Source organism: Streptomyces sp. NPDC001020 (assembly GCF_053599115.1).
Genome location: NZ_JBSFLQ010000009.1, coordinates 108,401 through 129,719, shown reverse-complemented (window position 1 = coordinate 129,719; position 21,319 = coordinate 108,401). Strand labels below are relative to the sequence as shown.

Here is a 21,319-nt window from a genome sequence, read left to right as displayed (position 1 = left end):
ATCGGTACCGCTGAATAGACTGCCCATGTCCAGCGCTCGTCAGCACGCCGTTTTCGCCGTGGGTTTCGCGGCTGTTGTCGCTGCCGTGGCCGCTGGACCCGTCCTTGCCGTCGTCGAGTCCCGTGGAGAACCCGCCGTGACCGAACCCCAGCCCCTTACCGAACACACCGCCGATGTGATCGTCGTCGGGGCCGGGCCAGCCGGTTCCACCACCGCGTACTACCTGGCGAAGTCCGGGCTCGACGTGCTGCTCCTGGAGAAGACCGCGTTCCCGCGCGAGAAGGTGTGCGGCGACGGCCTCACGCCCCGCGCCGTCAAGGAACTCGTCGGGATGGGCATCGACATCTCCGAGGAGGCCGGCTGGCTGCGCAACAAGGGCCTGCGCATCATCGGCGGCGGGGTGCGGCTCCAGCTCGACTGGCCGGATCTCGCCTCGTACCCGGACTACGGCCTCGTCCGTAAGCGCGACGACTTCGACGAGCAGCTCGCCCGGCAGGCGCAGAAGGCGGGCGCCCGCCTGTACGAGCGCTGCAACGTGGGCGCGCCGATCGTCGACGACCGCACCGGCCGCATCACGGGCGTGCACGCCAAACTGGGCGAGGAGAAGCGCGAGGTCACCTTCCACGCGCCGCTGGTGGTGGCCGCGGACGGCAACTCCTCGCGCCTGTCGCTGGCGATGGGCCTGCACCGCCGCGAGGACCGCCCGATGGGCGTCGCGGTCCGTACGTACTTCACCTCCCCGCGCCACGACGACGACTACCTGGAGTCCTGGCTGGAACTGTGGGACCGGCGCGGCGGCCAGGAGCGACTGCTGCCCGGCTACGGCTGGATCTTCGGCATGGGGGACGGCACGAGCAACGTCGGCCTGGGCGTCCTCAACACCTCGGCCTCCTTCAAGGAGCTGGACTGGCGCGAGGTCCTCAAGGCCTGGTGCGCCTCGATGCCCGAGGACTGGGGGTACACGCCGGAGAACATGACCGGACCGATCCGCGGCGCCGCCCTGCCCATGGCCTTCAACCGCCAGCCGCACTACACGAAGGGCCTGTTGCTCGTCGGCGACGCGGGTGGCCTGGTGAACCCGTTCAACGGCGAGGGCATCGCGTACGCCATGGAGTCGGGCCGGATCGCCGCGGACGTCGTCGTCCAGGCCCAGGCCCGCGCGACCCCGGCCCAGCGCGAACTGGCCCTGCAGAACTACCCGAAGATCCTCAAGGACACCTACGGGGGCTACTACACGCTGGGCCGTGGCTTCGTGAAGCTCATCGGCAACCCGAAGGTGATGAAGATCGCGGCGCAGCGGGGCCTGACGCATCCGCTGCTGATGAAGTTCACGCTCAAGCTGCTGGCCAACCTGACGGACCCGACGGGCGGCGACGCGATGGACCGGCTGATCAACGGGCTGTCGAAGGTGGCCCCGAAGGCGTGAGCCCCGGCTGGAGTTCGGCCTCCTTCGCCGCGCGCCGCGCGAACACCTCCTCCCGGCGCTCCGTCATCTGCCGGAGCGCGTCCTTGCGGTCGCGTGTGGACAGCCGGTCCAGGTACAGCTGTCCGTTCAGGTGGTCCGTCTCGTGGAGGAGGCAGCGGGCGAAGTAGCCCGTGCCCTCGATGACGAGCGGTGTGCCGTCCTTGTCGTGGCCCCGGACCACGGCACGGTCGGGCCTTGGCACCTCCCGCCATGCGCCCGGCACGGACAGACAGCCCTCGGGCTCGTCGAGGAGGCGCCGGTCCGTGGTGTCCGGCTCGTCCACGACCGGGTTGAGGATGTGGCCGACGTGGCGGTTGCCGTTCTCGTCGGGGCAGTCGTAGACGAAGAGGCGAAGGTCCACGCCGACCTGGTTCGCCGCCAGGCCGCAACCGTCGGCCACGTACATCATCAGGAACATGTCGTCGATGAGCGCGGCCAGGTCGGGGGAGCCGAACTCCGCCGCGGTGACCTCCCGGCAGGACCGGTGCAGCACCTCCTCGCCCACCTCGGTGATCCGCCGCACCGTGCCGCGCCGCGCCTCCGGCGCCGGTGCGGGGTACGAGGCGACGGGCTTCCCCTGTACGAACACTCCCGGCATCGCTGCTCCTGACTTCCGTGGCGGGCCGTAAGCCCGCGACGGTCCGCTACCACTGCTTGCTCCAGGCTTTGCAAAGTAGCAGACTTTGCAAAGTGACTGAAGACAATGTGAGCCCTGTGTCCGAGACGCTGCTGCCCGAGCACGAAGTGCGCACCGCCCTGCTGGAGCTGCTGGCCGAGGTGGGCGCGGTCACCGCGACGGAGGCCGCCGCCCGGCTCGGCTACAGCTCGGGGCTGTGCTCCTTCCATCTGCGTCAGTTGGCACGGTACGGGCGCATCGAGGAGGTGCCGGTGAGCGGCGGGCGGGCCAAGCCGTGGCGGCTGCGGGGCCGGAGTCAGGAGCCCGTGGGCTTCGGGGAGCTCGCGCGCGGCCTGGAGGACGAGAGCTACCAGCAGTGGCTCGCGCAGCGGGAACAGGTCCCCGAGCAATGGCGGCGGGACGAGGCGTTCAGCGCCGTCGTCCACCTCACGCCGGAGGAGATGGCGGCCGTCGCGGACACCGTGCGCCGTGCGCTCTCCCGCTACCAGGACCGTGAGCAGCGGCCCACGATCCGGCCGGACGGGGCGCGGCCCGTCGCGGTGGTGACGCGCGTGTTTCCCTTGATGTGATTGCGCGGGACATGAGGGTACGTGTGGGCGGTCGAGCGACGGGGGCTGATGAGTCGGTATGACGTGGCGTCAACGCACTGCCGTACGCGGGTCCTTCGGCGCGGAGCGGTGCCGCGCGCAGGCGCCGCACCCCCGTATACGGATGGGGCCGCCATGCCGATCGGCACGGCGGCCCCATCCGTGGAGCGCGTGAAGTCCCTGTGTCTCAGAGCACGCGGACCGCGCCGGACGGCGGGTCGTACGACAGCGGCTTCTCGACGACGCCGCTGGCGGGGTTCTGCGCACCGACGAACATGCCGTCGCCGACGTAGATCGCCACGTGGTACGCGCTGCCCGCACCGCCCCAGTAGAGGATGTCGCCGGGCTGCAGGTTGTTCAGCGAGACCTGGGTGCCGGCGGTCGACTGGTCCTGCGAGACACGCGGCAGGCTCACCCCGACCTGCTTGAACGCGGCCTGGACGAGACCGGAGCAGTCCCAGGAGTTGGGGCCGGTGCCGCCGGAGACGTACGCGTCGCCGATCTGCGCCTTGGCGAAAGCAATGACCGCGGCGGCCGAACCGGTGGTGGCGCTGCTCTTCGTCGCGGTGCTGGACGAGGCACCGCTCGTCGAGGCGCTGACCGGCGCCGCGTCGGTGAGGACGGTGCGCTGCGTGCTGCGGGAGGCCGCGGCCGTGGCGGCCTTGCGCTCGGCCTCCGCCTTGCGCTTGGCCTCGGCCTCGGCCTGCCGTTTGGCCTCCGCCGCCTTCTTCTTGGCCTGGGCAAGGTCCAGCTTGGCCTGCTTCGCGGCCTTTGCGGCGGCCTCGTCGCGCTCGGTCTGCAGCTGGTAGTCGGCGGCGGCCTGCTGGGTGGCCTCCGCGGACTCGGCCACCTGCGTGGCCAGGTCGGCCGTGAGGGTGGGCAGTTCGAGGGTCTGCGTCACCGGCTCGGCGGCGTATGCCGAAGCCGACGAGCCGGCCACGGCCAGGGTTCCGAGGACGCCACCGGCAACTCCGGCCCGCATCGCGATCGTCGACGCGCTGCGGTTGCGGGGCTTCCGGTGGTTGCGTATGTGAGCGGTGTGGGACATGGCTACTAGCGGTATCAGGGGCTCCTCCATACCTTCAAGAAACGTGGGCTGCGCCACACTTGCTCAACAGGCCTCACGAACCCCGGGCGTGTCGCTCCTTATTGACGCCGTAACGGGCATTGCGGACACTAGTGATCAAGCCTGTGATCATGGGGTTTCGCTGTTACGCCCGATTTGCCCCGCACCTACCACTCGTGGGCATGCATGGCCAAGCCCGTCTTATGGGGACCTCATGTGGATGTGGTGCAGGTCACGGAACGGTCACCGTGGCGCGTGCGTCCCGCGCGGGGGCGCACCCGCCTCTCGCCGACGGACGCGCATCCGTCGTCCGTGCGGTGGCGCTCCTGCTCGTGAACGCGTGCACGTGTCCACTTTCGTCCCCGTCGCTCCCCTCGACGTGTGAACGCGCCCCTTTATCAAGTGATCGGGTCCAGGGCTAATTTGCCTTGAGCGATCTCCTCTTGATATTGGCAAGGGTGCCTCTACCAGCGACAACGATCGAAAATGTCACCTCTTGGTGATCACTTGACTGCTTCGCGTACGAAGGTCACCGCTCATCCGACTTCATGATCCTTCGTCGGGTGGCAGAGATCACAAAGTACGTGAGGACCCCCGTGTCGCAGATCACATACCGCCGGGCATAAGATGCGGGGCAGTTGGGCTTGTGACCTGCTTCACATGTTAGCGATCTTCGTTGGGGCGAGCGGGGCTCGTGAGACGGGTGGGGCGGCTGTGGGCTCAACAACCGCCAGCAGTCAGTGCCGACTGAGAGGAGCGAGGAGCGGTGAACGCGTATGCGCCCATCCTCGTACTGGGAGCCCTCGGGGCAGGCTTTGCGATCTTCTCCGTGGTCATGGCCACGCTGATCGGTCCGAAGCGGTACAACCGGGCCAAGCTCGAGGCCTACGAGTGCGGTATCGAGCCGACCCCCACGCCGGCCGGTGGCGGGCGCTTCCCCATCAAGTACTACCTGACGGCGATGCTCTTCATCGTCTTCGACATCGAGATCGTCTTCCTCTATCCGTGGGCCGTCACCTTCGACGCCCTCGGGATCTTCGGGCTCGTGGAGATGCTGCTCTTCGTGCTCACCGTCTTCGTCGCGTACGCGTACGTATGGCGGCGCGGCGGCCTGGAATGGGACTGAGGGGCTTTACGTCATGGGACTCGAAGAAAAGCTGCCGAGTGGTTTCCTTCTGACCACCGTCGAGCAGGCCGCGGGCTGGGTGCGCAAGTCGTCGGTCTTCCCGGCGACCTTCGGCCTGGCCTGTTGTGCCATCGAGATGATGACCACCGGCGCCGGTCGCTACGACCTGGCGCGGTTCGGCATGGAGGTCTTCCGCGGCTCGCCCCGCCAGGCTGACCTGATGATCGTCGCCGGCCGGGTCAGCCAGAAGATGGCGCCGGTCCTCAGGCAGGTCTATGACCAGATGCCCGACCCCAAGTGGGTGATCTCGATGGGGGTCTGCGCCTCCTCGGGCGGCATGTTCAACAACTACGCGATCGTCCAGGGCGTCGACCACATCGTCCCCGTCGACATCTATCTGCCCGGCTGCCCGCCACGGCCGGAGATGCTGATGGACGCGATCCTCAAGCTCCACCAGAAGATCCAGACCTCCAAGCTCGGCGTCAACGCCGAGGAGGCGGCCCGCGAGGCGGAGGAAGCGGCGCTCAAGGCCCTCCCGACGATCGAGATGAAGGGGCTGCTGCGATGAGTGACGCGAAGAGCAACGGCGCGAACACACCGCGCAACGGCGTGAACGGGGCCGCGGCGAACGGGAACGGCGGCAACGGCGTCAACCCGGAGAAGGACCTCAGCACCGCCAACCTCCCCGGCATGCGTGGCGATCACGGCGAGGAGATCCGCGTCCAGCGCGGCATGTTCGGCGCCAACAACGGCGGCGACACCTCCGGTTACGGCGGCCTGGTCCGCTCCGTCCGGCTCCCCGGCGCGGCCACCCGCCCCTACGGCGGCTGGTTCGACGAGGTCGCCGACGAACTGGAGGGCGCCCTGGAGGAGCAGGGCATCGTCCCCGAGAACGCCATCGAGAAGACCGTCGTCGACCGTCGCGAGCTGACCTTCCACATCGAGCGCGAGTACCTCGTCGCCGTCGCCCAGACCCTGCGCGACGACCCGGCGCTCCGCTTCGAACTGTGCACGGGCGTGAGCGGAGTGCACTACCCCGGCGACAAGGGCCGAGAGCTGCACGCCGTCTACCACCTGCGGTCGATCACCCACAACCGGCTGATCCGTCTCGAGGTCAGCGCTCCCGACGCGGACCCGCGCATCCCGTCGCTCGTCTCCGTCTATCCCACGAACGACTGGCACGAGCGCGAGACATACGACTTCTTCGGTCTGGTCTTCGACGGTCACCCGGCCCTGACGCGGATCATGATGCCCGACGACTGGCCGGGCCATCCGCAGCGCAAGGACTACCCCCTCGGCGGCATCCCCGTCGAGTACAAGGGCGCCCAGATCCCGGCTCCGGACCAGCGGAGGTCGTACTCATGAGCACACAGACCCCTTCCTCCTCCCACCCGTCGCCCGGCCACCACCCCTCATCGGGTCCCTTCGGGACGCCGAGTTCTTCGCGCGAGACCACCGAGGGCACCGTCTACACGGTCACCGGCGGCGACTGGGACGAGGTCGTCCAGTCCGCGGCACGAGCCGACGACGAGCGCCTCGTCGTCAACATGGGTCCGCAGCACCCCTCCACGCACGGCGTGCTCCGGCTCATCCTGGAGATCGAGGGCGAGACCGTCACCGAGGCCCGCTGCGGCATCGGCTACCTGCACACCGGTATCGAGAAGAACCTCGAATACCGCACGTGGACGCAGGGCACCACGTTCGTGACGCGCATGGACTACCTGACGTCGTTCTTCAACGAGACGGCGTACTGCCTCGCTGTCGAGAAGCTCCTCGGCATCGAGGAGCAGGTCCCGGACCGGGCCACGCTCATCCGCGTGCTCCTGATGGAGCTGAACCGGATGTCCTCCCATCTGGTGTGCATCGCCACCGGAGGCATGGAGCTCGGCGCCACCACGATCATGATCTACGGCTTCCGTGACCGGGAGATGATCCTCGACCTCTACGAGCTGATCACCGGTCTGCGGATGAACCACGCCTACATCCGCCCCGGCGGACTCGCCCAGGACCTGCCGCCCGGCGCGGTGGACCAGATCCGCGAGTTCGTGAAGAAGATGAAGAAGAACCTCCCGGAGTACGACAAGCTCGCCACCGGGAACCCCGTCTTCAAGGGCCGTATGCAGGACATCGGCTATCTCGACCTCGTCGGTTGCATGGCCCTCGGAGCCACCGGCCCGATCCTGCGCTCGGCGGGTCTGCCGCACGACCTGCGCAAGACGCAGCCCTACTGCGGCTACGAGACGTACGACTTCGACGTCCCGACCGCCGACACCTGTGACGCCTACGGCCGCTTCCTCATTCGCCTGGAGGAGATGCGCCAGTCGCTCAGGATCGTCGAACAGTGCCTGGACCGGCTGCAGCCCGGTCCTGTCATGGTCGCCGACAAGAAGATCGCCTGGCCCGCCCAGCTCGCCCTGGGACCGGACGGGCTCGGCAACTCGCTCGACCACATCAAGAAGATCATGGGCACCTCCATGGAGGCCCTGATCCACCACTTCAAGCTGGTGACCGAGGGTTTCCGGGTCCCGCCGGGACAGGCGTACTCGGCCGTCGAGTCACCCAAGGGCGAACTCGGAGTGCACGTCGTGTCCGACGGCGGCACCCGCCCCTACCGGGTCCACTTCCGCGACCCGTCCTTCACCAACCTGCAGGCCATGGCGGCGATGTGCGAGGGCGGCCAGGTCGCCGACGTGATCGTCGCCGTCGCGTCCATCGACCCCGTGATGGGAGGCGTCGACCGGTGACCACCAGTTCTTCGGATCGCGGCGTCGGCCTGGGCATGCCCCAACTGCCCGCACCCGACTACCCGGACGACGTCAGGGCGCGGCTCGAACGAGACGCGCGCGAGATCATCGGCCGCTACCCGGACTCGCGGTCCGCCCTGCTGCCGATGCTGCATCTCGTGCAGTCGGAGGAAGGCCATGTCACACGCACCGGGATGCGGTTCTGCGCTGACATGCTGGACCTGACCACGGCCGAGGTCACCGCGGTCGCCACCTTCTACACGATGTACCGCCGGGGGCCGTCCGGCGACTATCAGGTGGGCGTCTGCACCAACACCCTGTGCGCGGTGATGGGCGGCGACGCGATCTTCACGACCCTCCAGGAGCATCTGGGCGTCGGCAACGGCGAGACCACCGGCGACGGCAAGGTCACCCTGGAGCACATCGAGTGCAACGCGGCCTGCGACTACGCACCGGTCGTGATGGTCAACTGGGAGTTCTTCGACAACCAGACCCCCGAGAGCGTCAGGCGCCTGGTGGACGACCTGCGCGCGGGACGGCAGGTCGAACCCACCCGCGGCGCCCCCTTGTGCACCTTCAAGGAGACCGCCCGGATACTGGCCGGCTTCCCCGACGAACGGGACGGGGCCGTCGAGGCGACCGGCGGCGCGGGCCCGGCCTCGCTGGTCGGACTGCGGCTGGCCAAGGGGGAGACCGCCGCCGCGCGCGTGGTGCACCCGCGAGACGGCGGGCCGCACGACGAGCCGCGGGACGCGGCGCCGCACGAGCCGTCACCGGCAGAGCATCTCAGCTCGCACGACGCGCCGCAGGACACATCGGCCTCCGACCCCCACCATCCGGCCGGGCCCGTCGACGAGGAGGGGCAGTGATGACCTTGGCACCCGAGAACGGGGGCACCGCCCGCGGATTCGAGAGCGAGGCAGAGGGCAGCCCCGAGAAGCTGCTGACACCCGTCCTTTCGGCCTTCTGGGACGAGGAGCAGTCCTGGACGCTGGACGTCTACCGGAGGCACGAGGGGTACGAGGGGCTCCGCAAGGCCCTCGCCATGTCGCCGGACGAGGTGATCGCGTACGTCAAGGACTCCGGACTGCGCGGACGCGGCGGCGCCGGATTCCCCACCGGAATGAAGTGGCAGTTCATTCCGCAGGGTGATGGCAAGCCTCACTATCTGGTTGTCAACGCCGACGAGTCGGAGCCCGGAACGTGCAAGGACATTCCGCTCCTCTTCGCGAACCCGCACAGCCTCATCGAGGGCATCATCATCGCGTGCTACGCCATCAGGTCGTCGCATGCCTTCATCTACCTGCGGGGTGAAGTGGTCCCCGTACTGCGGCGGTTGCACTCGGCCGTGCGCGAGGCCTACTCGGCCGGCTACCTCGGCGAGAACATCCTGGGCAGCGGACTCGACCTCGAACTCACCGTGCACGCGGGCGCGGGCGCATACATCTGCGGTGAGGAGACCGCACTGCTGGACTCGCTCGAAGGCCGCCGTGGTCAACCGCGGCTGCGTCCCCCCTTCCCTGCCGTCGCGGGCCTCTACGCGTGCCCGACTGTTGTGAACAACGTCGAGTCGATCGCCTCGGTTCCCGCGATCCTGAACCGGGGCAAGGAATGGTTCCGGTCGATGGGCAGCGAGAAGTCCCCGGGCTTCACGCTCTACTCGCTCAGCGGCCATGTCGCGAGCCCCGGACAGTACGAGGCCCCGCTCGGCGTAACGCTGCGTCAACTCCTCGACATGAGCGGCGGCATGCGGCCCGGCCACCAACTGAAGTTCTGGACACCGGGCGGCTCCTCGACACCGATGTTCACCGACGAGCACCTCGACGTCCCGCTCGACTACGAGGGAGTCGGCGCCGCCGGTTCCATGCTCGGCACCAAGGCCCTGCAGTGCTTCGACGAGACGACCTGTGTGGTCCGCGCCGTCACCCGCTGGACCGAGTTCTACGCCCATGAGTCCTGCGGCAAGTGCACCCCCTGCCGCGAGGGGACGTACTGGCTGGTGCAGCTGCTGCGGGACATCGAGGCCGGCAAGGGCACGATGGCCGACCTCGACAAGCTCGCCGACATCGCCGACAACATCAACGGCAAGTCCTTCTGCGCCCTCGGCGACGGCGCCGCCTCACCGATCTTCTCCTCCCTCAAGTACTTCCGCGCGGAGTACGAGGCGCACATCACGGGCCGAGGCTGCCCCTTCGACCCGGCCAAGTCCACGGTTTGGGCGGACAAGCCCGCGGAGGTGAACGCATGACCATGACGACCAACGCTTCCGCCGGGAGCGGTCAGGCGGTCCCCCCGCCGGAGGACCTCGTCACACTGACGATCGACGGCATCGAGATCAGCGTGCCCAAGGGCACCCTGGTCATCCGCGCCGCCGAACAGCTCGGCATCGAGATCCCCCGCTTCTGCGACCACCCCCTGCTCGATCCGGCCGGTGCCTGCCGTCAGTGCATCGTCGAGGTCGAGGGCCAGCGCAAGCCCATGGCATCCTGCACCATCACGTGCACGGACGGCATGGTGGTGCGCACCCAGCTCACCTCGCCCGTCGCCGAGAAGGCCCAGAAGGGTGTGATGGAGCTGCTGCTCATCAACCACCCGCTGGACTGCCCGGTCTGTGACAAGGGCGGCGAGTGCCCGTTGCAGAACCAGGCCATGTCGCACGGCCATGCCGAGTCCCGCTTCGAGGGCAAGAAGCGCACATACGAGAAGCCCGTCTCGATCTCCACGCAGGTACTGCTCGACCGCGAGCGGTGCGTGCTGTGCGCCCGCTGCACCCGGTTCTCCAACCAGATCGCGGGCGACCCGATGATCGAACTGCTCGAGCGGGGCGCGCTCCAGCAGGTCGGCACCGGCGAGGGAGACCCCTTCGAGTCGTACTTCTCCGGGAACACCATCCAGATCTGCCCGGTCGGCGCCCTCACATCGGCGGCGTACCGCTTCCGCTCCCGCCCCTTCGACCTCGTCTCGTCGCCTTCGGTGTGCGAGCACTGCTCCGGCGGCTGCGCGACCCGCACGGACCACCGTCGCGGCAAGGTCATGCGGCGCCTCGCGGCCGTCGACCCCGAGGTCAACGAGGAGTGGATCTGCGACAAGGGGCGGTTCGCCTTCCGGTACGCGCAGCTCAAGGACCGGCTCGACCGGCCGCTCGTGCGGCGCGAGTCCGGTGAGCTGGAGCCCGCCTCCTGGCCCGAGGCCCTTCAGGCCGCGGCACAGGGCCTGCTGGCCGCGCGCAGCCGGTCCGGTGTGCTGACCGGCGGACGGCTCACCGTCGAGGACGCCTACGCGTACAGCAAGTTCGCGCGCGTGGCGCTCGACACCAACGACATCGACTTCCGCGCACGCGTGCACAGCAGCGAGGAGGCCGACTTCCTGGCCGCCCGGGTCGCCGGACACGGACGCGACCTCGACGGCAACGGCGTCACGTACACCTCGCTGGAGAAGGCTCCCGCAGTCCTGCTCGTCGGGTTCGAGGCCGAGGAGGAGGCACCCGGTGTCTTCCTTCGGCTGCGCAAGGCCTGGCGGGGGCACGGCCAGCGGGTCTTCTCGCTCGCCACGCACGCCACCCGGGGCCTGACGAAGGCCGGCGGCACACTCCTGCCCGCCGCGCCCGGTACCGAGACCGAGTGGCTGGACGCGCTGGCGAACGAGACGGGCCTGGGTGAGGACGGCGCACGGGCGGCCGAGGCGCTGCGCACCGAGGGCGCGGTCATCGTCGTCGGTGAACGCTTCGCCGGTGTGTCGGGCGGGCTCACCGCCGTCGTACGGACCGCGGTGGCGACCGGCGCCGAGCTCGTCTGGATTCCGCGCCGGGCCGGGGAGCGCGGCGCCATCGAGGTGGGTGCGCTGCCCTCACTGCTGCCGGGCGGGCGCCCGGCCACCGACCCGCGCGCCCGGGACGAGGTCGCCGCCGCCTGGGGCGTCGCGGCGCTCCCGCACCGCTACGGCCGCGACACGGCACAGATCGTCGAGGCCGCGGCCGGCGGCGAACTGCGGGCGCTGGTGGTCGCGGGCGTCGAGGTCGCCGACCTGCCCGATCCGGCACGCGCGCGTGCCGCACTCTCCACGGTGGACTTCCTGGTCTCGCTCGAACTGAGGCCCAGCGAAGTCACCGAACACGCGGACGTGGTGCTGCCCGTCGCGGCCGTCGCCGAGAAGGCCGGTGCCTTCCTCGACTGGGAAGGACGGGCCCGCACCTTCGAAGCCGCGCTCAAGCCCGACCAGATGACCCGCCCCCTGCCACCCACCGACGCGCGTGTGCTCCAGATGCTCGCCGACGCGATGGACATCCATCTGGGGCTGCCCGATCTGCGCACTGTGCGCGCGGAGCTGGACCGGCTCGGGACCTGGGACGGGCCGCGTGCGACCGACCCCCGGGCGACCACCGACGACCTGCCGCGCCCGGCCACCGGGGAGGCGGTGCTCGCCGGGCACCGGCTGCTGCTCGACCAGGGCCGCCTGCAGGAGGGCGACGACGCGCTCGCCGGTACGCGGCACGCCGCTCGCGCGCGTCTGTCGGCCGCCACCGCCGCCGAGGTCGGCGTCGGGGACGGCGAACGGCTGTCCGTGAGCGGCCCGTCCGGCACCGTGGAACTCCCGCTGCAGATCACCGAGATGCCCGATCGCGTGGTCTGGCTCCCGTTGAACTCCACGGGCGACGGCGTCACATCCGACACGGGTGCGTTGCCCGGCGCCCTCGTTCGCATCGGCCCGGCCGCATCCGTCGCCGAGGCCCCCAAGGAGGCGAAGGCATGAGCCAGTACCTCGCCGCTGAAGACCTCTCCATGTTCGGCCACGACCCCTGGTGGCTGGTCGTCATCAAGGCGGTCTTCTGCTTCGCCTTCCTGATGGTGACCGTGCTGTTCTCCATCGTCTGGGAGCGCAAGGTCGTCGCCTGGATGCAGCTGCGCATCGGCCCCAACCGGCACGGTCCCTGGGGCATGCTCCAGTCGCTCGCCGACGGCGTGAAGCTGATGCTCAAGGAAGACGTCATCGTCAAGCGCGCGGACAAGGTGGTCTACGTCCTCGCACCGATCGTCGCGGCCATCCCGGCCTTCATGGCGATCGCGGTGATCCCCTTCGGGCCCGCCGGCAACGAGATCTCGATCTTCGGCCACCGTACGACGATGCAGCTCACCGACCTGCCGATCGCGTTGCTCTATATCCTCGCGGTCGCCTCGGTCGGCATCTACGGCATCGTGCTGGCGGGTTGGAGCTCCGGATCCACCTATCCGCTCCTCGGCGGTCTGCGCTCCTGCGCGCAGATGATCTCGTACGAGATCGCCATGGGCGCCGCCTTCGCCTCCGTGTTCCTCTACTCGGGGTCGATGTCGACGTCGACGATCGTCGAGCAGCAGCACGACCGCTGGTACATCGTGCTGCTGCCGGTCTCCTTCGTGATCTACATCGTGACGATGGTCGGCGAGACCAACCGCGCACCCTTCGACATGCCGGAGTCCGAAGGTGACCTGGTCGGCGGCTTCAACACCGAGTACTCGTCGATCAAGTTCGCGATGTTCATGCTCGCCGAGTACGTGAACATGGTGACGGTCTCCGCCGTGTCGACCACGCTCTTCCTGGGCGGCTGGCGGGCCCCGTGGCCGATCAGCACCGCCTGGGAGGGCGCGAACCACGGCTGGTGGCCGATGCTCTGGTTCGTCATCAAGGTCCAGTTGCTGCTGTTCTTCTTCATCTGGCTGCGCGGCACGCTCCCGCGCGTCCGCTACGACCAGCTGATGAAGCTCGGCTGGAAGGTCCTCATCCCGGTGTCCGTGGTCTGGCTGATGCTCGTCGCGACCGTGCGTGCGCTGCGCAACGAGAACTACGGCTTCAGCGATCTGGTCGTGTACCTCGGCGGCGGCGTCCTGGTGGTGCTGCTGCTGTCGTTCCTCGTCGACATGTTCCGCGGCGCGAAGGTGAAGGAGGACGCGCATCCCGCCGAGGAGACCGCTGCCTTCGACCCGATGGCGGGTGGCTTCCCGGTACCGCCGCTGCCGGGACAGACGCCTCCGTCGGTCCCGCGACGCCGCTCGCGACGGGAGCGGGAGCTGATTGTCAGTGGCGGCACGGACACTGTGAGTGACGGAACTTCGGATGGAAAGGAGGCGTCCGATGGCTGAGGAGCCGAAGGAGACCAAGCCCGGTTTCCAGAACCCCGTGGCCGGCTTCGGCGTGACCTTCAGGGCCATGTTCAAGAAGCGGCTGACCGAGCAGTACCCGGAGCAGAAGAAGACCACAGCTCCGCGGTTCCACGGCCGGCACCAGCTCAACCGCCATCCGGACGGCCTGGAGAAATGCGTCGGCTGTGAGCTGTGCGCCTGGGCCTGCCCCGCCGACGCGATCTACGTGGAGGGCGCGGACAACACGGAAGAGGAGCGCTACTCCCCGGGCGAGCGGTACGGGAGGGTGTACCAGATCAACTACGCCCGCTGCATCCTGTGCGGCCTGTGCATCGAGGCGTGCCCCACGCGCGCACTGACGATGACGAACGAGTTCGAGCTGGCGGACTCCAGCCGAGCCAACCTCATCTACACCAAGGAACAGCTGCTCGCCGGCCTCGAAGAGGGCATGGTCGACACCCCCCACGCCATCTACCCGGGGATGGACGAGCAGGACTACTACCGGGGCCTGGTGACGGAGGCCGCGCCCGGCACGGTGCGCCAGGACGCCGTCTCCAAGGGCGAACAGCATCACACGGCAGGCCCTGCGGGCGCGGCCGAAGAACAGGGGGCTGACGCATGAACACGCAGCTCGCCGCCTACACCACTTCCACCGGGGAGGCCTTCCAGTTCTGGGTCCTCGCCACCGTGGCGGTGATCGGCGCCCTGTGCACCGTCTTCATGAAGAAGGCCGTGCACAGCGCGCTCTGCCTGGCCGGCACCATGATCGTCCTGGCGGTGTTCTACCTCGCCAACGGGGCCTACTTCCTCGGGATCGTGCAGATCGTCGTCTACACCGGCGCGATCATGATGCTGTTCCTGTTCGTGGTGATGCTCGTCGGCGTCACCGCGGCGGACTCCCTGCGGGAGACCATCAAGGGCCAGCGCTGGCTGGCCCTGCTGTGCGGGGTCGGCTTCGGCGTCCTGCTGTTCGCGGGAATCGCCAACGCGTCCCTGAAGGACTTCGCCGGAACCGGCAAGGCGAACGCCAACGGCAATGTGCCGGGCTTGGCCGCTCTCATCTTCACCAAGTACGTGTTCGCCTTCGAGATCACCGGCGCCCTGCTCATCACGGCCGCGGTCGGCGCCATGGTGCTCACCCACCGCGAGCGCACCGAGCGCGCCCGGACCCAGCGCGAGCTGTCCGAGCAGCGCGTACGAGAGGGCGAGCACGTACCGCCGCTGCCGGCGCCCGGTGTCTACGCCCGGCACAACGCGGTGGACATCGCGGGCCTCCTCCCGGACGGCACCCCGTCCGAGCTGACCGTCAACAAGACGCTGCGGGACCGCGGTCAGATCCGCGACGTCTCGCACGAGGCCCTCAGCGACCTCAAGGCCCTGGAACAGCGCGCCACCGAGCGCCTGGAGCGGGCCGAGGACGAGCGGCCGACGCGCAAGAGGACCGAGGAGGCGTCGAAGTGAACCCGGTCAACTACCTGTATCTCGCGGCCCTGTTGTTCACGATCGGCGCGACCGGCGTGCTGATCCGACGGAACGCGATCGTGGTGTTCATGTGCATCGAGCTCATGCTCAACGCCTGCAACCTCGCGTTCGTCACCTTCTCCCGGATGCACGGCAACCTCGACGGTCAGATCATCGCCTTCTTCACGATGGTCGTCGCCGCCGCGGAGGTCGTGGTCGGGCTCGCGATCATCGTGTCGCTGTTCCGTACCCGCCACTCGGCCTCGGTCGACGACGCCAGCCTGATGAAGCTGTGAGGGGTCGCTGAATCGTGGAGAACCTGATTGCGCTGCTGATCGCGGCGCCCCTGCTCGGAGCGGCCGTCCTGCTGTGCGGCGGCAGAAGGCTGGACGCGGTCGGCCACTGGCTCGGCACGGTGCTGGCCGGTGCCTCCTTCGTGCTCGGTGTCGTCCTCTTCGCCGACATGCTCGGCAAGGCCGCCGGCCAGCGCGCCGTGACCCAGCACCTGTTCAGCTGGATCCCGGTGGCCGGCTTCCAGGCCGACGTCACCTTCCGGCTCGACCAGTTGTCGATGACGTTCGTCCTGCTGATCACCGGCGTCGGCTCGCTCATCCACCTGTACTCGGTCGGGTACATGGAGCACGACGAGCGCCGACGCCGCTTCTTCGGCTATCTGAACCTGTTCCTCGCGGCGATGCTGCTGCTCGTCCTCGCCGACAACTACCTGCTGCTGTACGTCGGCTGGGAGGGCGTCGGTCTCGCCTCGTACCTGCTGATCGGCTTCTGGCAGCACAAGCCCAGTGCCGCGACCGCCGCGAAGAAGGCATTCCTCGTCAACCGTGTCGGCGACATGGGCCTGTCCATCGCGATCATGCTGATGTTCACGACGTTCGGGACCTTCGCCTTCGGGCCGGTCTTCCACAGCGCGGACAGTGCGAGTGAGGGCAAGCTCACCGCCATCGGGCTGATGCTGCTGCTGGCCGCGTGCGGCAAGTCCGCCCAGGTGCCGCTGCAGTCCTGGCTCGGGGACGCCATGGAAGGTCCGACCCCGGTCTCGGCCCTCATCCACGCCGCGACCATGGTGACCGCGGGTGTGTATCTGATCGTCCGCTCCGGGGTGATCTTCAACGCGGCGCCCGACGCACAGTTGGTCGTCACCGTGGTCGGCGCCGTCACGCTCCTCTTCGGTGCGATCGTCGGTTGCGCGAAGGACGACATCAAGAAGGCGCTGGCCGGCTCGACCATGTCGCAGATCGGCTACATGGTGCTCGCCGCGGGCCTCGGCCCCATCGGCTACGTCTTCGCGATCATGCACCTGGTGACGCACGGCTTCTTCAAGGCCGGGCTGTTCCTCGGCGCCGGTTCGGTCATGCACGGCATGAACGACGAGGTCGACATGCGCAGGTACGGCGGCCTCAGGCCGTACATGCCCGTCACCTTCGTGACCTTCGGCCTCGGCTACCTCGCCATCGTCGGCTTCCCGGGCCTGTCCGGCTTCTTCTCCAAGGACAAGATCATCGAGGCGGCGTTCGCCAAGGGGGGTACCGAGGGATGGATCCTCGGCGGCGCCGCCCTGCTGGGCGCGGCCATCACGGCGTACTACATGACGCGCGTGATGATCATGACGTTCTTCGGTGAGAAGCGCTGGCAGCCCGACGAGCACGGCAACGAGCCGCACCCGCACGAGTCGCCCCGGGTGATGACGATCCCGATGATCGTGCTCGCCGTCGGGTCGGTGTTCGCGGGCGGGTTCTTCTCGATCGGCGACCGCTTCATGAACTGGCTGGAGCCCGTCACCGGGCACTCGGAGGGCAACTCGCCGGTCAGCGCCCTGACGGTCACGGTCGCCACCCTGGTGCTGCTCGTCGTGGGGGCGGGCATCGCCTACGCCCAGTACGGCCGCCGTCCCGTGCCGGCCGTCGCCCCGCGCGGATCGCTGCTCACCCGGGCGGCCCGCCGCGACCTTCTCCAGGACGACTTCAACCACGTCGTCCTCGTCCGTGGCGGAGAGCACCTCACGCGCTCCCTCGTGTATGTCGACCACACCCTGGTCGACGGCGTCGTCAACGGCACGGCGGCTTCGTTCGGCGGCCTGTCCGGACGGCTCCGCAGGCTGCAGAACGGCTTTGCGCGGTCGTACGCGGTCTCGATGTTCGGCGGCGCGGCGGTGCTCGTCGCCCTGACCCTGCTGATGAGGGCGGTCTGATAGCGATGTCCTTTCCTCTGCTGACAGCGACGGCGGCGCTCCCGGCCGTGGGGGCGATCGCCACGGCCGCCGTACCGGCCGCCCGGCGCACCACCGCCAAATGGCTTGCGTTGGTCGTCTCGCTCGCGACCCTCGTCCTCGCGGCGGTGACCGCGGTCCGCTTCGAGCCGGGAGGTGCCCGCTACCAGCTCACCGAGTCCCATGCCTGGATCAAGGACTTCGGGGTGCGGTACGAGCTGGGCGTGGACGGCATCGCGGTGGCGCTCGTCGCCCTGACCGCGCTGCTGATCCCGTTCGTGATCCTGGCGGGCTGGAACGATGCCGAGCCGATGGAAACCGGGAGTCGGCGCTGGCGGCCGACGCAGGGCTTCTTCGCTCTGATCCTGGCCGTCGAGGCGATGGTGATCATCTCCTTCGAGGCCACCGACGTCTTCGTCTTCTACATCTTCTTCGAGGCCATGCTCATCCCGATGTACTTCCTCATCGGCGGCTTCGGGGACCACGCTCACGAGCACGGCGAGAAGGCGGCGTCCACGCAACGGTCGTACGCGGCCGTGAAGTTCCTCCTCTACAACCTGGCCGGCGGCCTGATCATGCTGGCCGCGGTGATCGGCCTGTACGTGCAGGCGGGGAACTTCTCACTCCCGGAGATCGTGCAGGCGCGGGCGAACGGCTCGCTCCACATGGCGACCAGCACCGAACGTTGGCTGTTCCTCGGCTTCTTCTTCGCCTTCGCGGTGAAGGCGCCCCTGTGGCCGCTGCACACCTGGCTGCCCAACGCCATGGGGGAGGCCACCGCCCCGGTCGCCGTGCTGATCACGGCGGTCGTCGACAAGGTGGGCACGTTCGCGATGCTCCGCTTCTGCCTCCAACTGTTCCCGGAGGCGAGCAAGTGGGCGACGCCCGTCATCCTCGTCCTGGCGCTCATCAGCATCATCTACGGGGCACTGCTCGCGGTCGGCCAGCGGGACATCAAGCGGTTGGTGGCGTACGCGTCCATCTCCCACTTCGGCTTCATCATCCTGGGCATCTTCGCGATGACCAGCCAGGGCCAGTCCGGTGCGACGCTCTACATGGTCAACCACGGGATCTCGACCGCCGCCCTGATGCTGGTGGCGGGCTTCCTGATCTCGCGCCGCGGTTCGCGTCTGATCGCGGACTACGGAGGCGTGCAGAAGGTCGCGCCGGTGCTGGCCGGCACGTTCCTGATCGGCGGCCTGGCCACCCTGTCGCTGCCGGGGCTCGCGCCGTTCGTCAGTGAGTTCCTGGTCCTGGTCGGAACGTTCACGCGACACCCGGCGATCGGCGTCATCGCCACCCTCGGCATCGTGCTCGCTGCTCTCTACACCCTCGTCCTCTACCAGCGGACGATGACGGGCCCGGTGAAGGCGGACGTCGCCGAGATGCCGGACCTGCGGGTACGTGAACTCCTGGTCGTCGCCCCGCTGATCGCGTTGTTGATCTTCCTGGGTGTCTACCCGAAGCCGGTCGCCGACATCGTCAACCCGGCGGTCCAGCACACCATGTCCGACGTACACCAAACCGATCCCAAGCCCGCGGTGGAGGCGGCCAAATGAGTACAACAGCCGTCCACAGCCTGTGGACAACCGCGGTCGATCCGATCTCGAAGTTCCAGGCCCCGAAGATCGAATACGGCCAATTGTCGCCGACGCTGATCGTCATCGGTGCCGCGCTCGTCGGGGTGCTGATCGAGGCGTTCGTCCCCCGCAAGTCCCGCTACTACGCCCAGGTGTTTGTCTCGGTCGTCGCTCTCGCCGCCGCGTTCGCCGCGGTGGTGGCCCTCGCGGCGGGCGGGTACGGCACCACGAAGGCGCACATCGCCGCGATGGGCGCGCTCGCGGTCGACGGACCGTCCCTGTTCCTGCAAGGGACGATCCTGCTGGCCGGTCTGCTCGGCGTGTTCACCTTCGCCGAACGGCGCCTCGACCCGGCGGCGCACGGAAACCGGGTCGACTCGTTCGCCGCGCAGGCCGCGTCCGTGCCGGGCAGCGAGGGCGAGAAGGCCGCCGTGAAGGCCGGGTTCACGACGACCGAGGCGTTCCCGCTGCTGCTGTTCGCGGTCGGCGGCATGCTCGTCTTCCCGTCGGCGAACGATCTGCTGACCCTCTTCGTCGCCCTGGAAGTCTTCTCGCTGCCGCTGTACCTGCTGTGCGCCCTGGCCCGCCGCAAGCGGCTCATCTCGCAGGAGGCCGCGGTCAAGTACTTCCTGCTCGGCGCGTTCGCCTCCGCGTTCACGCTGTTCGGCATCGCACTGTTGTACGGGTACGCAGGCTCGGTGTCGTACGCGACCATCGCGCAGGTCGTCGACGGCACGGTCACGAACGTCGACCCGGCCCTCGCCAACACCATGGGCAACGACGTGCTGCTCCTCATCGGCGCCGCGATGATCGTGATGGGCCTGCTGTTCAAGGTGGCCGCGGTGCCGTTCCACATGTGGACGCCGGACGTGTACCAGGGCGCTCCGACCCCGGTGACCGGCTTCATGGCGGCGGCGACCAAGGTGGCAGCGTTCGGCGCGCTGCTGCGGCTGCTGTACGTGGTCCTGCCGGGCATGCGCTGGGACTGGCGGCCGGTGATGTGGGCCGTCGCGATCGTCACCATGCTGGGCGGCGCGATCGTCGCGATCACGCAGACCGACATCAAGCGGCTGCTGGCGTACTCGTCGATCGCGCACGCCGGGTTCATCCTCGCGGGTGTCATCGCGACCACCCGCAACGGCGTGTCCTCGGTCCTGTTCTACCTGGCCGCGTACTCGTTCGTGACGATCGGCGCCTTCGCCGTGGTGACCCTGGTCCGCGACGCGGGCGGCGAGGCGACCCACCTTTCCAAGTGGGCAGGGCTCGGGCGCAGGTCCCCTCTGGTGGCGGCCGTGTTCGCGGTGTTCCTGCTGGCCTTCGCGGGTATCCCGCTGACCTCCGGCTTCGCCGGGAAGTTCGCGGTGTTCAAGGCGGCGGCGGAGGGCGGGGCGATTCCGCTGGTCGTGATCGGTGCGATCTCGTCGGCGATCGCCGCGTTCTTCTACATCCGAGTGATCGTCCTGATGTTCTTCAGCGAGCCGAGCCCCGAGGGGCCGACGGTGGCGGTTCCCTCGCCGCTGACGTTGACGGCGATCGGGGCGGGAGTGGTGGTCACGCTGGCGCTCGGCGTGGCACCGCAGTACTTCCTGGACCTGGCGAGCCAGGCGAGCGTGTTCGTGCGCTGACGCACGGTTCCCGCACAGGGCGGCCCGGCACCCGCTCGGGGGGTGCCGGGCCGCCGTGCTGTACGGAAGCGGATCACTGCTTCGGCGTGCGGCGCGCCTTGATCTCGGTGAGGTCCAGGTCCACCGGGAACGGAACGTCCACCTTCATCCGCTCGCGGAAGATCCCCACACTGGTGTACATGCCCGTGGTGGGTTCCAGCTCAAAGGCGTGCACGGCGGCGCGGCCGTCCTCGTTCTCGACCCGCCAGTAGTGAGGGATCTTCGCCCTGGCGTACTTCAGGGGCTTGGTCTCACGGTCGCGGGAGACGGAGTCCTCCGAGACGACCTCGATGGCCAGGACGACGGCTCCGGCCGGGAAACGGGTCTGCCCAGGGTCCTTCACCACCTCCGCGCGCACGACGACCACGTCCGGCTCGGGCCTGTTCTGGCGGTCGAGGTCGATGGTGAACTCGCGGAACACCTCGAGGTCCGCAGGCGCCAGAGACTGTAGCTGCCACTTGAAGTAGTCGATGGCACGTTCGTGAAAGATGGTCTGCGGACTCACGAAGACCAGGCTCCCGTCGATCAGTTCCGTGTGCGGAGGAAGATTCGGAAGCCGGTCCAGGTCGTCGGCGGTCCAGCCGCCCTCCGGCGGCATCGGCCAGGTGGACGCGGACGCCTTCGGTGCGACGCTCATCAGTGCTCCCATAAG

At 68.6% G+C, this 21,319-nt stretch carries 19 protein-coding genes; 16 read left to right on the top strand and 3 right to left on the bottom strand.

Features of this window, described 5'->3' with window-relative positions; genetic code table 11:
- Positions 1-136 precede the first annotated feature (136 nt).
- Entirely contained in the window at positions 137-1,426 is a 1,290-nt protein-coding gene (locus ACWDEX_RS11175) for a geranylgeranyl reductase family protein (protein WP_450463089.1), read from the top strand.
- Here ACWDEX_RS11175 and def read toward each other — a convergent pair.
- Positions 1,392-2,063: a peptide deformylase gene (gene def, locus ACWDEX_RS11170; RefSeq protein ID WP_450462977.1), complete on the bottom strand. Its 672-nt coding sequence runs from the start codon at positions 2,061-2,063 to the stop codon at positions 1,392-1,394. The two genes, ACWDEX_RS11175 and def, sit on opposite strands and share 35 nt — an antisense overlap.
- A gap of 92 nt (positions 2,064-2,155) precedes the next feature.
- Between def and ACWDEX_RS11165 the strand changes: the two genes are divergently transcribed.
- Positions 2,156-2,671, top strand: coding sequence for a helix-turn-helix domain-containing protein (locus ACWDEX_RS11165; protein WP_450462976.1), 516 nt, complete (start codon positions 2,156-2,158; stop codon positions 2,669-2,671).
- A 205-nt stretch (positions 2,672-2,876) separates the two neighbouring features.
- Here the strand turns inward: ACWDEX_RS11165 and ACWDEX_RS11160 are convergent, their stop codons facing one another.
- Complete coding sequence (locus tag ACWDEX_RS11160) at positions 2,877-3,737, bottom strand: C40 family peptidase (protein ID WP_450462975.1); 861 nt, start codon at positions 3,735-3,737, stop codon at positions 2,877-2,879.
- A 784-nt stretch (positions 3,738-4,521) separates the two neighbouring features.
- Between ACWDEX_RS11160 and ACWDEX_RS11155 the strand changes: the two genes are divergently transcribed.
- From ACWDEX_RS11155 to nuoN, 14 genes are read left to right on the top strand one after another with little or no spacing between them, the layout of a single operon-like run.
- Positions 4,522-4,881: an NADH-quinone oxidoreductase subunit A gene (locus tag ACWDEX_RS11155; RefSeq protein ID WP_003992243.1), complete on the top strand. Its 360-nt coding sequence runs from the start codon at positions 4,522-4,524 to the stop codon at positions 4,879-4,881.
- 13 nt (positions 4,882-4,894) lie between these two features.
- On the top strand, positions 4,895-5,449 hold the full coding sequence (locus ACWDEX_RS11150; protein WP_355779461.1) for a NuoB/complex I 20 kDa subunit family protein: 555 nt from the start codon (positions 4,895-4,897) through the stop codon (positions 5,447-5,449).
- Positions 5,446-6,246, top strand: a complete 801-nt coding sequence (locus tag ACWDEX_RS11145; protein WP_450462974.1) for an NADH-quinone oxidoreductase subunit C — start codon at positions 5,446-5,448, stop codon at positions 6,244-6,246. The genes ACWDEX_RS11150 and ACWDEX_RS11145 overlap by 4 nt, the downstream gene beginning before the upstream one ends.
- A complete protein-coding gene (locus ACWDEX_RS11140) occupies positions 6,243-7,625 on the top strand; it encodes an NADH-quinone oxidoreductase subunit D (protein ID WP_450462973.1) in 1,383 nt (460 codons plus the stop codon). The genes ACWDEX_RS11145 and ACWDEX_RS11140 overlap by 4 nt, the downstream gene beginning before the upstream one ends.
- Positions 7,622-8,494 carry an NADH-quinone oxidoreductase subunit NuoE gene (gene nuoE / locus ACWDEX_RS11135; protein ID WP_450462972.1) on the top strand — a complete coding sequence of 291 codons (873 nt, stop codon included), beginning with the start codon at positions 7,622-7,624 and terminating at the stop codon, positions 8,492-8,494. The genes ACWDEX_RS11140 and nuoE overlap by 4 nt, the downstream gene beginning before the upstream one ends.
- Positions 8,491-9,873 carry an NADH-quinone oxidoreductase subunit NuoF gene (gene nuoF / locus ACWDEX_RS11130; RefSeq protein ID WP_450462971.1) on the top strand — a complete coding sequence of 461 codons (1,383 nt, stop codon included), beginning with the start codon at positions 8,491-8,493 and terminating at the stop codon, positions 9,871-9,873. The genes nuoE and nuoF overlap by 4 nt, the downstream gene beginning before the upstream one ends.
- Positions 9,870-12,374 (top strand): NADH-quinone oxidoreductase subunit G, encoded by a 2,505-nt coding sequence (locus tag ACWDEX_RS11125; protein WP_450462970.1) that lies wholly within the window; start codon positions 9,870-9,872, stop codon positions 12,372-12,374. The genes nuoF and ACWDEX_RS11125 overlap by 4 nt, the downstream gene beginning before the upstream one ends.
- Complete coding sequence (nuoH, locus tag ACWDEX_RS11120; RefSeq protein WP_450462969.1) at positions 12,371-13,738, top strand: NADH-quinone oxidoreductase subunit NuoH; 1,368 nt, start codon at positions 12,371-12,373, stop codon at positions 13,736-13,738. The genes ACWDEX_RS11125 and nuoH overlap by 4 nt, the downstream gene beginning before the upstream one ends.
- Positions 13,731-14,360, top strand: a complete 630-nt coding sequence (nuoI, locus tag ACWDEX_RS11115; protein ID WP_450462968.1) for an NADH-quinone oxidoreductase subunit NuoI — start codon at positions 13,731-13,733, stop codon at positions 14,358-14,360. Before nuoH ends, nuoI begins: the two co-directional genes overlap by 8 nt.
- Entirely contained in the window at positions 14,357-15,199 is an 843-nt protein-coding gene (locus ACWDEX_RS11110; RefSeq protein ID WP_450462967.1) for an NADH-quinone oxidoreductase subunit J, read from the top strand. Before nuoI ends, ACWDEX_RS11110 begins: the two co-directional genes overlap by 4 nt.
- Positions 15,196-15,495 carry an NADH-quinone oxidoreductase subunit NuoK gene (gene nuoK / locus ACWDEX_RS11105; RefSeq protein ID WP_023547474.1) on the top strand — a complete coding sequence of 100 codons (300 nt, stop codon included), beginning with the start codon at positions 15,196-15,198 and terminating at the stop codon, positions 15,493-15,495. The genes ACWDEX_RS11110 and nuoK overlap by 4 nt, the downstream gene beginning before the upstream one ends.
- 14 nt (positions 15,496-15,509) lie before the next feature.
- Positions 15,510-17,405: an NADH-quinone oxidoreductase subunit L gene (gene nuoL / locus ACWDEX_RS11100; protein ID WP_450462966.1), complete on the top strand. Its 1,896-nt coding sequence runs from the start codon at positions 15,510-15,512 to the stop codon at positions 17,403-17,405.
- Positions 17,406-17,410: 5 nt separating this feature from the next.
- A complete protein-coding gene (locus tag ACWDEX_RS11095; RefSeq protein ID WP_450462965.1) occupies positions 17,411-18,982 on the top strand; it encodes an NADH-quinone oxidoreductase subunit M in 1,572 nt (523 codons plus the stop codon).
- Positions 18,979-20,628 (top strand): NADH-quinone oxidoreductase subunit NuoN, encoded by a 1,650-nt coding sequence (gene nuoN / locus ACWDEX_RS11090; protein ID WP_450462964.1) that lies wholly within the window; start codon positions 18,979-18,981, stop codon positions 20,626-20,628. The genes ACWDEX_RS11095 and nuoN overlap by 4 nt, the downstream gene beginning before the upstream one ends.
- 73 nt (positions 20,629-20,701) lie before the next feature.
- Here nuoN and ACWDEX_RS11085 read toward each other — a convergent pair whose 3' ends face one another.
- A complete protein-coding gene (locus ACWDEX_RS11085; protein WP_450462963.1) occupies positions 20,702-21,304 on the bottom strand; it encodes a Uma2 family endonuclease in 603 nt (200 codons plus the stop codon).
- Between the last annotated feature and the right edge of the window lie 15 nt (positions 21,305-21,319).

What these genes read in the sequence shown, in the direction of transcription:
- ACWDEX_RS11125 (WP_450462970.1), top strand. Translation starts at nt 9,870, where the DNA reads ATGACCATGACGACCAACGCTTCCGCCGGGAGCGGTCAGGCGGTCCCC.
- ACWDEX_RS11160 (WP_450462975.1), bottom strand. Translation starts at nt 3,737, where the DNA reads ATGTCCCACACCGCTCACATACGCAACCACCGGAAGCCCCGCAACCGC.
- ACWDEX_RS11150 (WP_355779461.1), top strand. Translation starts at nt 4,895, where the DNA reads ATGGGACTCGAAGAAAAGCTGCCGAGTGGTTTCCTTCTGACCACCGTC.
- nuoI (WP_450462968.1), top strand. Translation starts at nt 13,731, where the DNA reads ATGGCTGAGGAGCCGAAGGAGACCAAGCCCGGTTTCCAGAACCCCGTG.
- ACWDEX_RS11145 (WP_450462974.1), top strand. Translation starts at nt 5,446, where the DNA reads ATGAGTGACGCGAAGAGCAACGGCGCGAACACACCGCGCAACGGCGTG.
- ACWDEX_RS11110 (WP_450462967.1), top strand. Translation starts at nt 14,357, where the DNA reads ATGAACACGCAGCTCGCCGCCTACACCACTTCCACCGGGGAGGCCTTC.
- ACWDEX_RS11095 (WP_450462965.1), top strand. Translation starts at nt 17,411, where the DNA reads ATGTCCTTTCCTCTGCTGACAGCGACGGCGGCGCTCCCGGCCGTGGGG.
- ACWDEX_RS11140 (WP_450462973.1), top strand. Translation starts at nt 6,243, where the DNA reads ATGAGCACACAGACCCCTTCCTCCTCCCACCCGTCGCCCGGCCACCAC.
- def (WP_450462977.1), bottom strand. Translation starts at nt 2,063, where the DNA reads ATGCCGGGAGTGTTCGTACAGGGGAAGCCCGTCGCCTCGTACCCCGCA.
- nuoN (WP_450462964.1), top strand. Translation starts at nt 18,979, where the DNA reads ATGAGTACAACAGCCGTCCACAGCCTGTGGACAACCGCGGTCGATCCG.
- nuoH (WP_450462969.1), top strand. Translation starts at nt 12,371, where the DNA reads ATGAGCCAGTACCTCGCCGCTGAAGACCTCTCCATGTTCGGCCACGAC.
- ACWDEX_RS11085 (WP_450462963.1), bottom strand. Translation starts at nt 21,304, where the DNA reads ATGAGCGTCGCACCGAAGGCGTCCGCGTCCACCTGGCCGATGCCGCCG.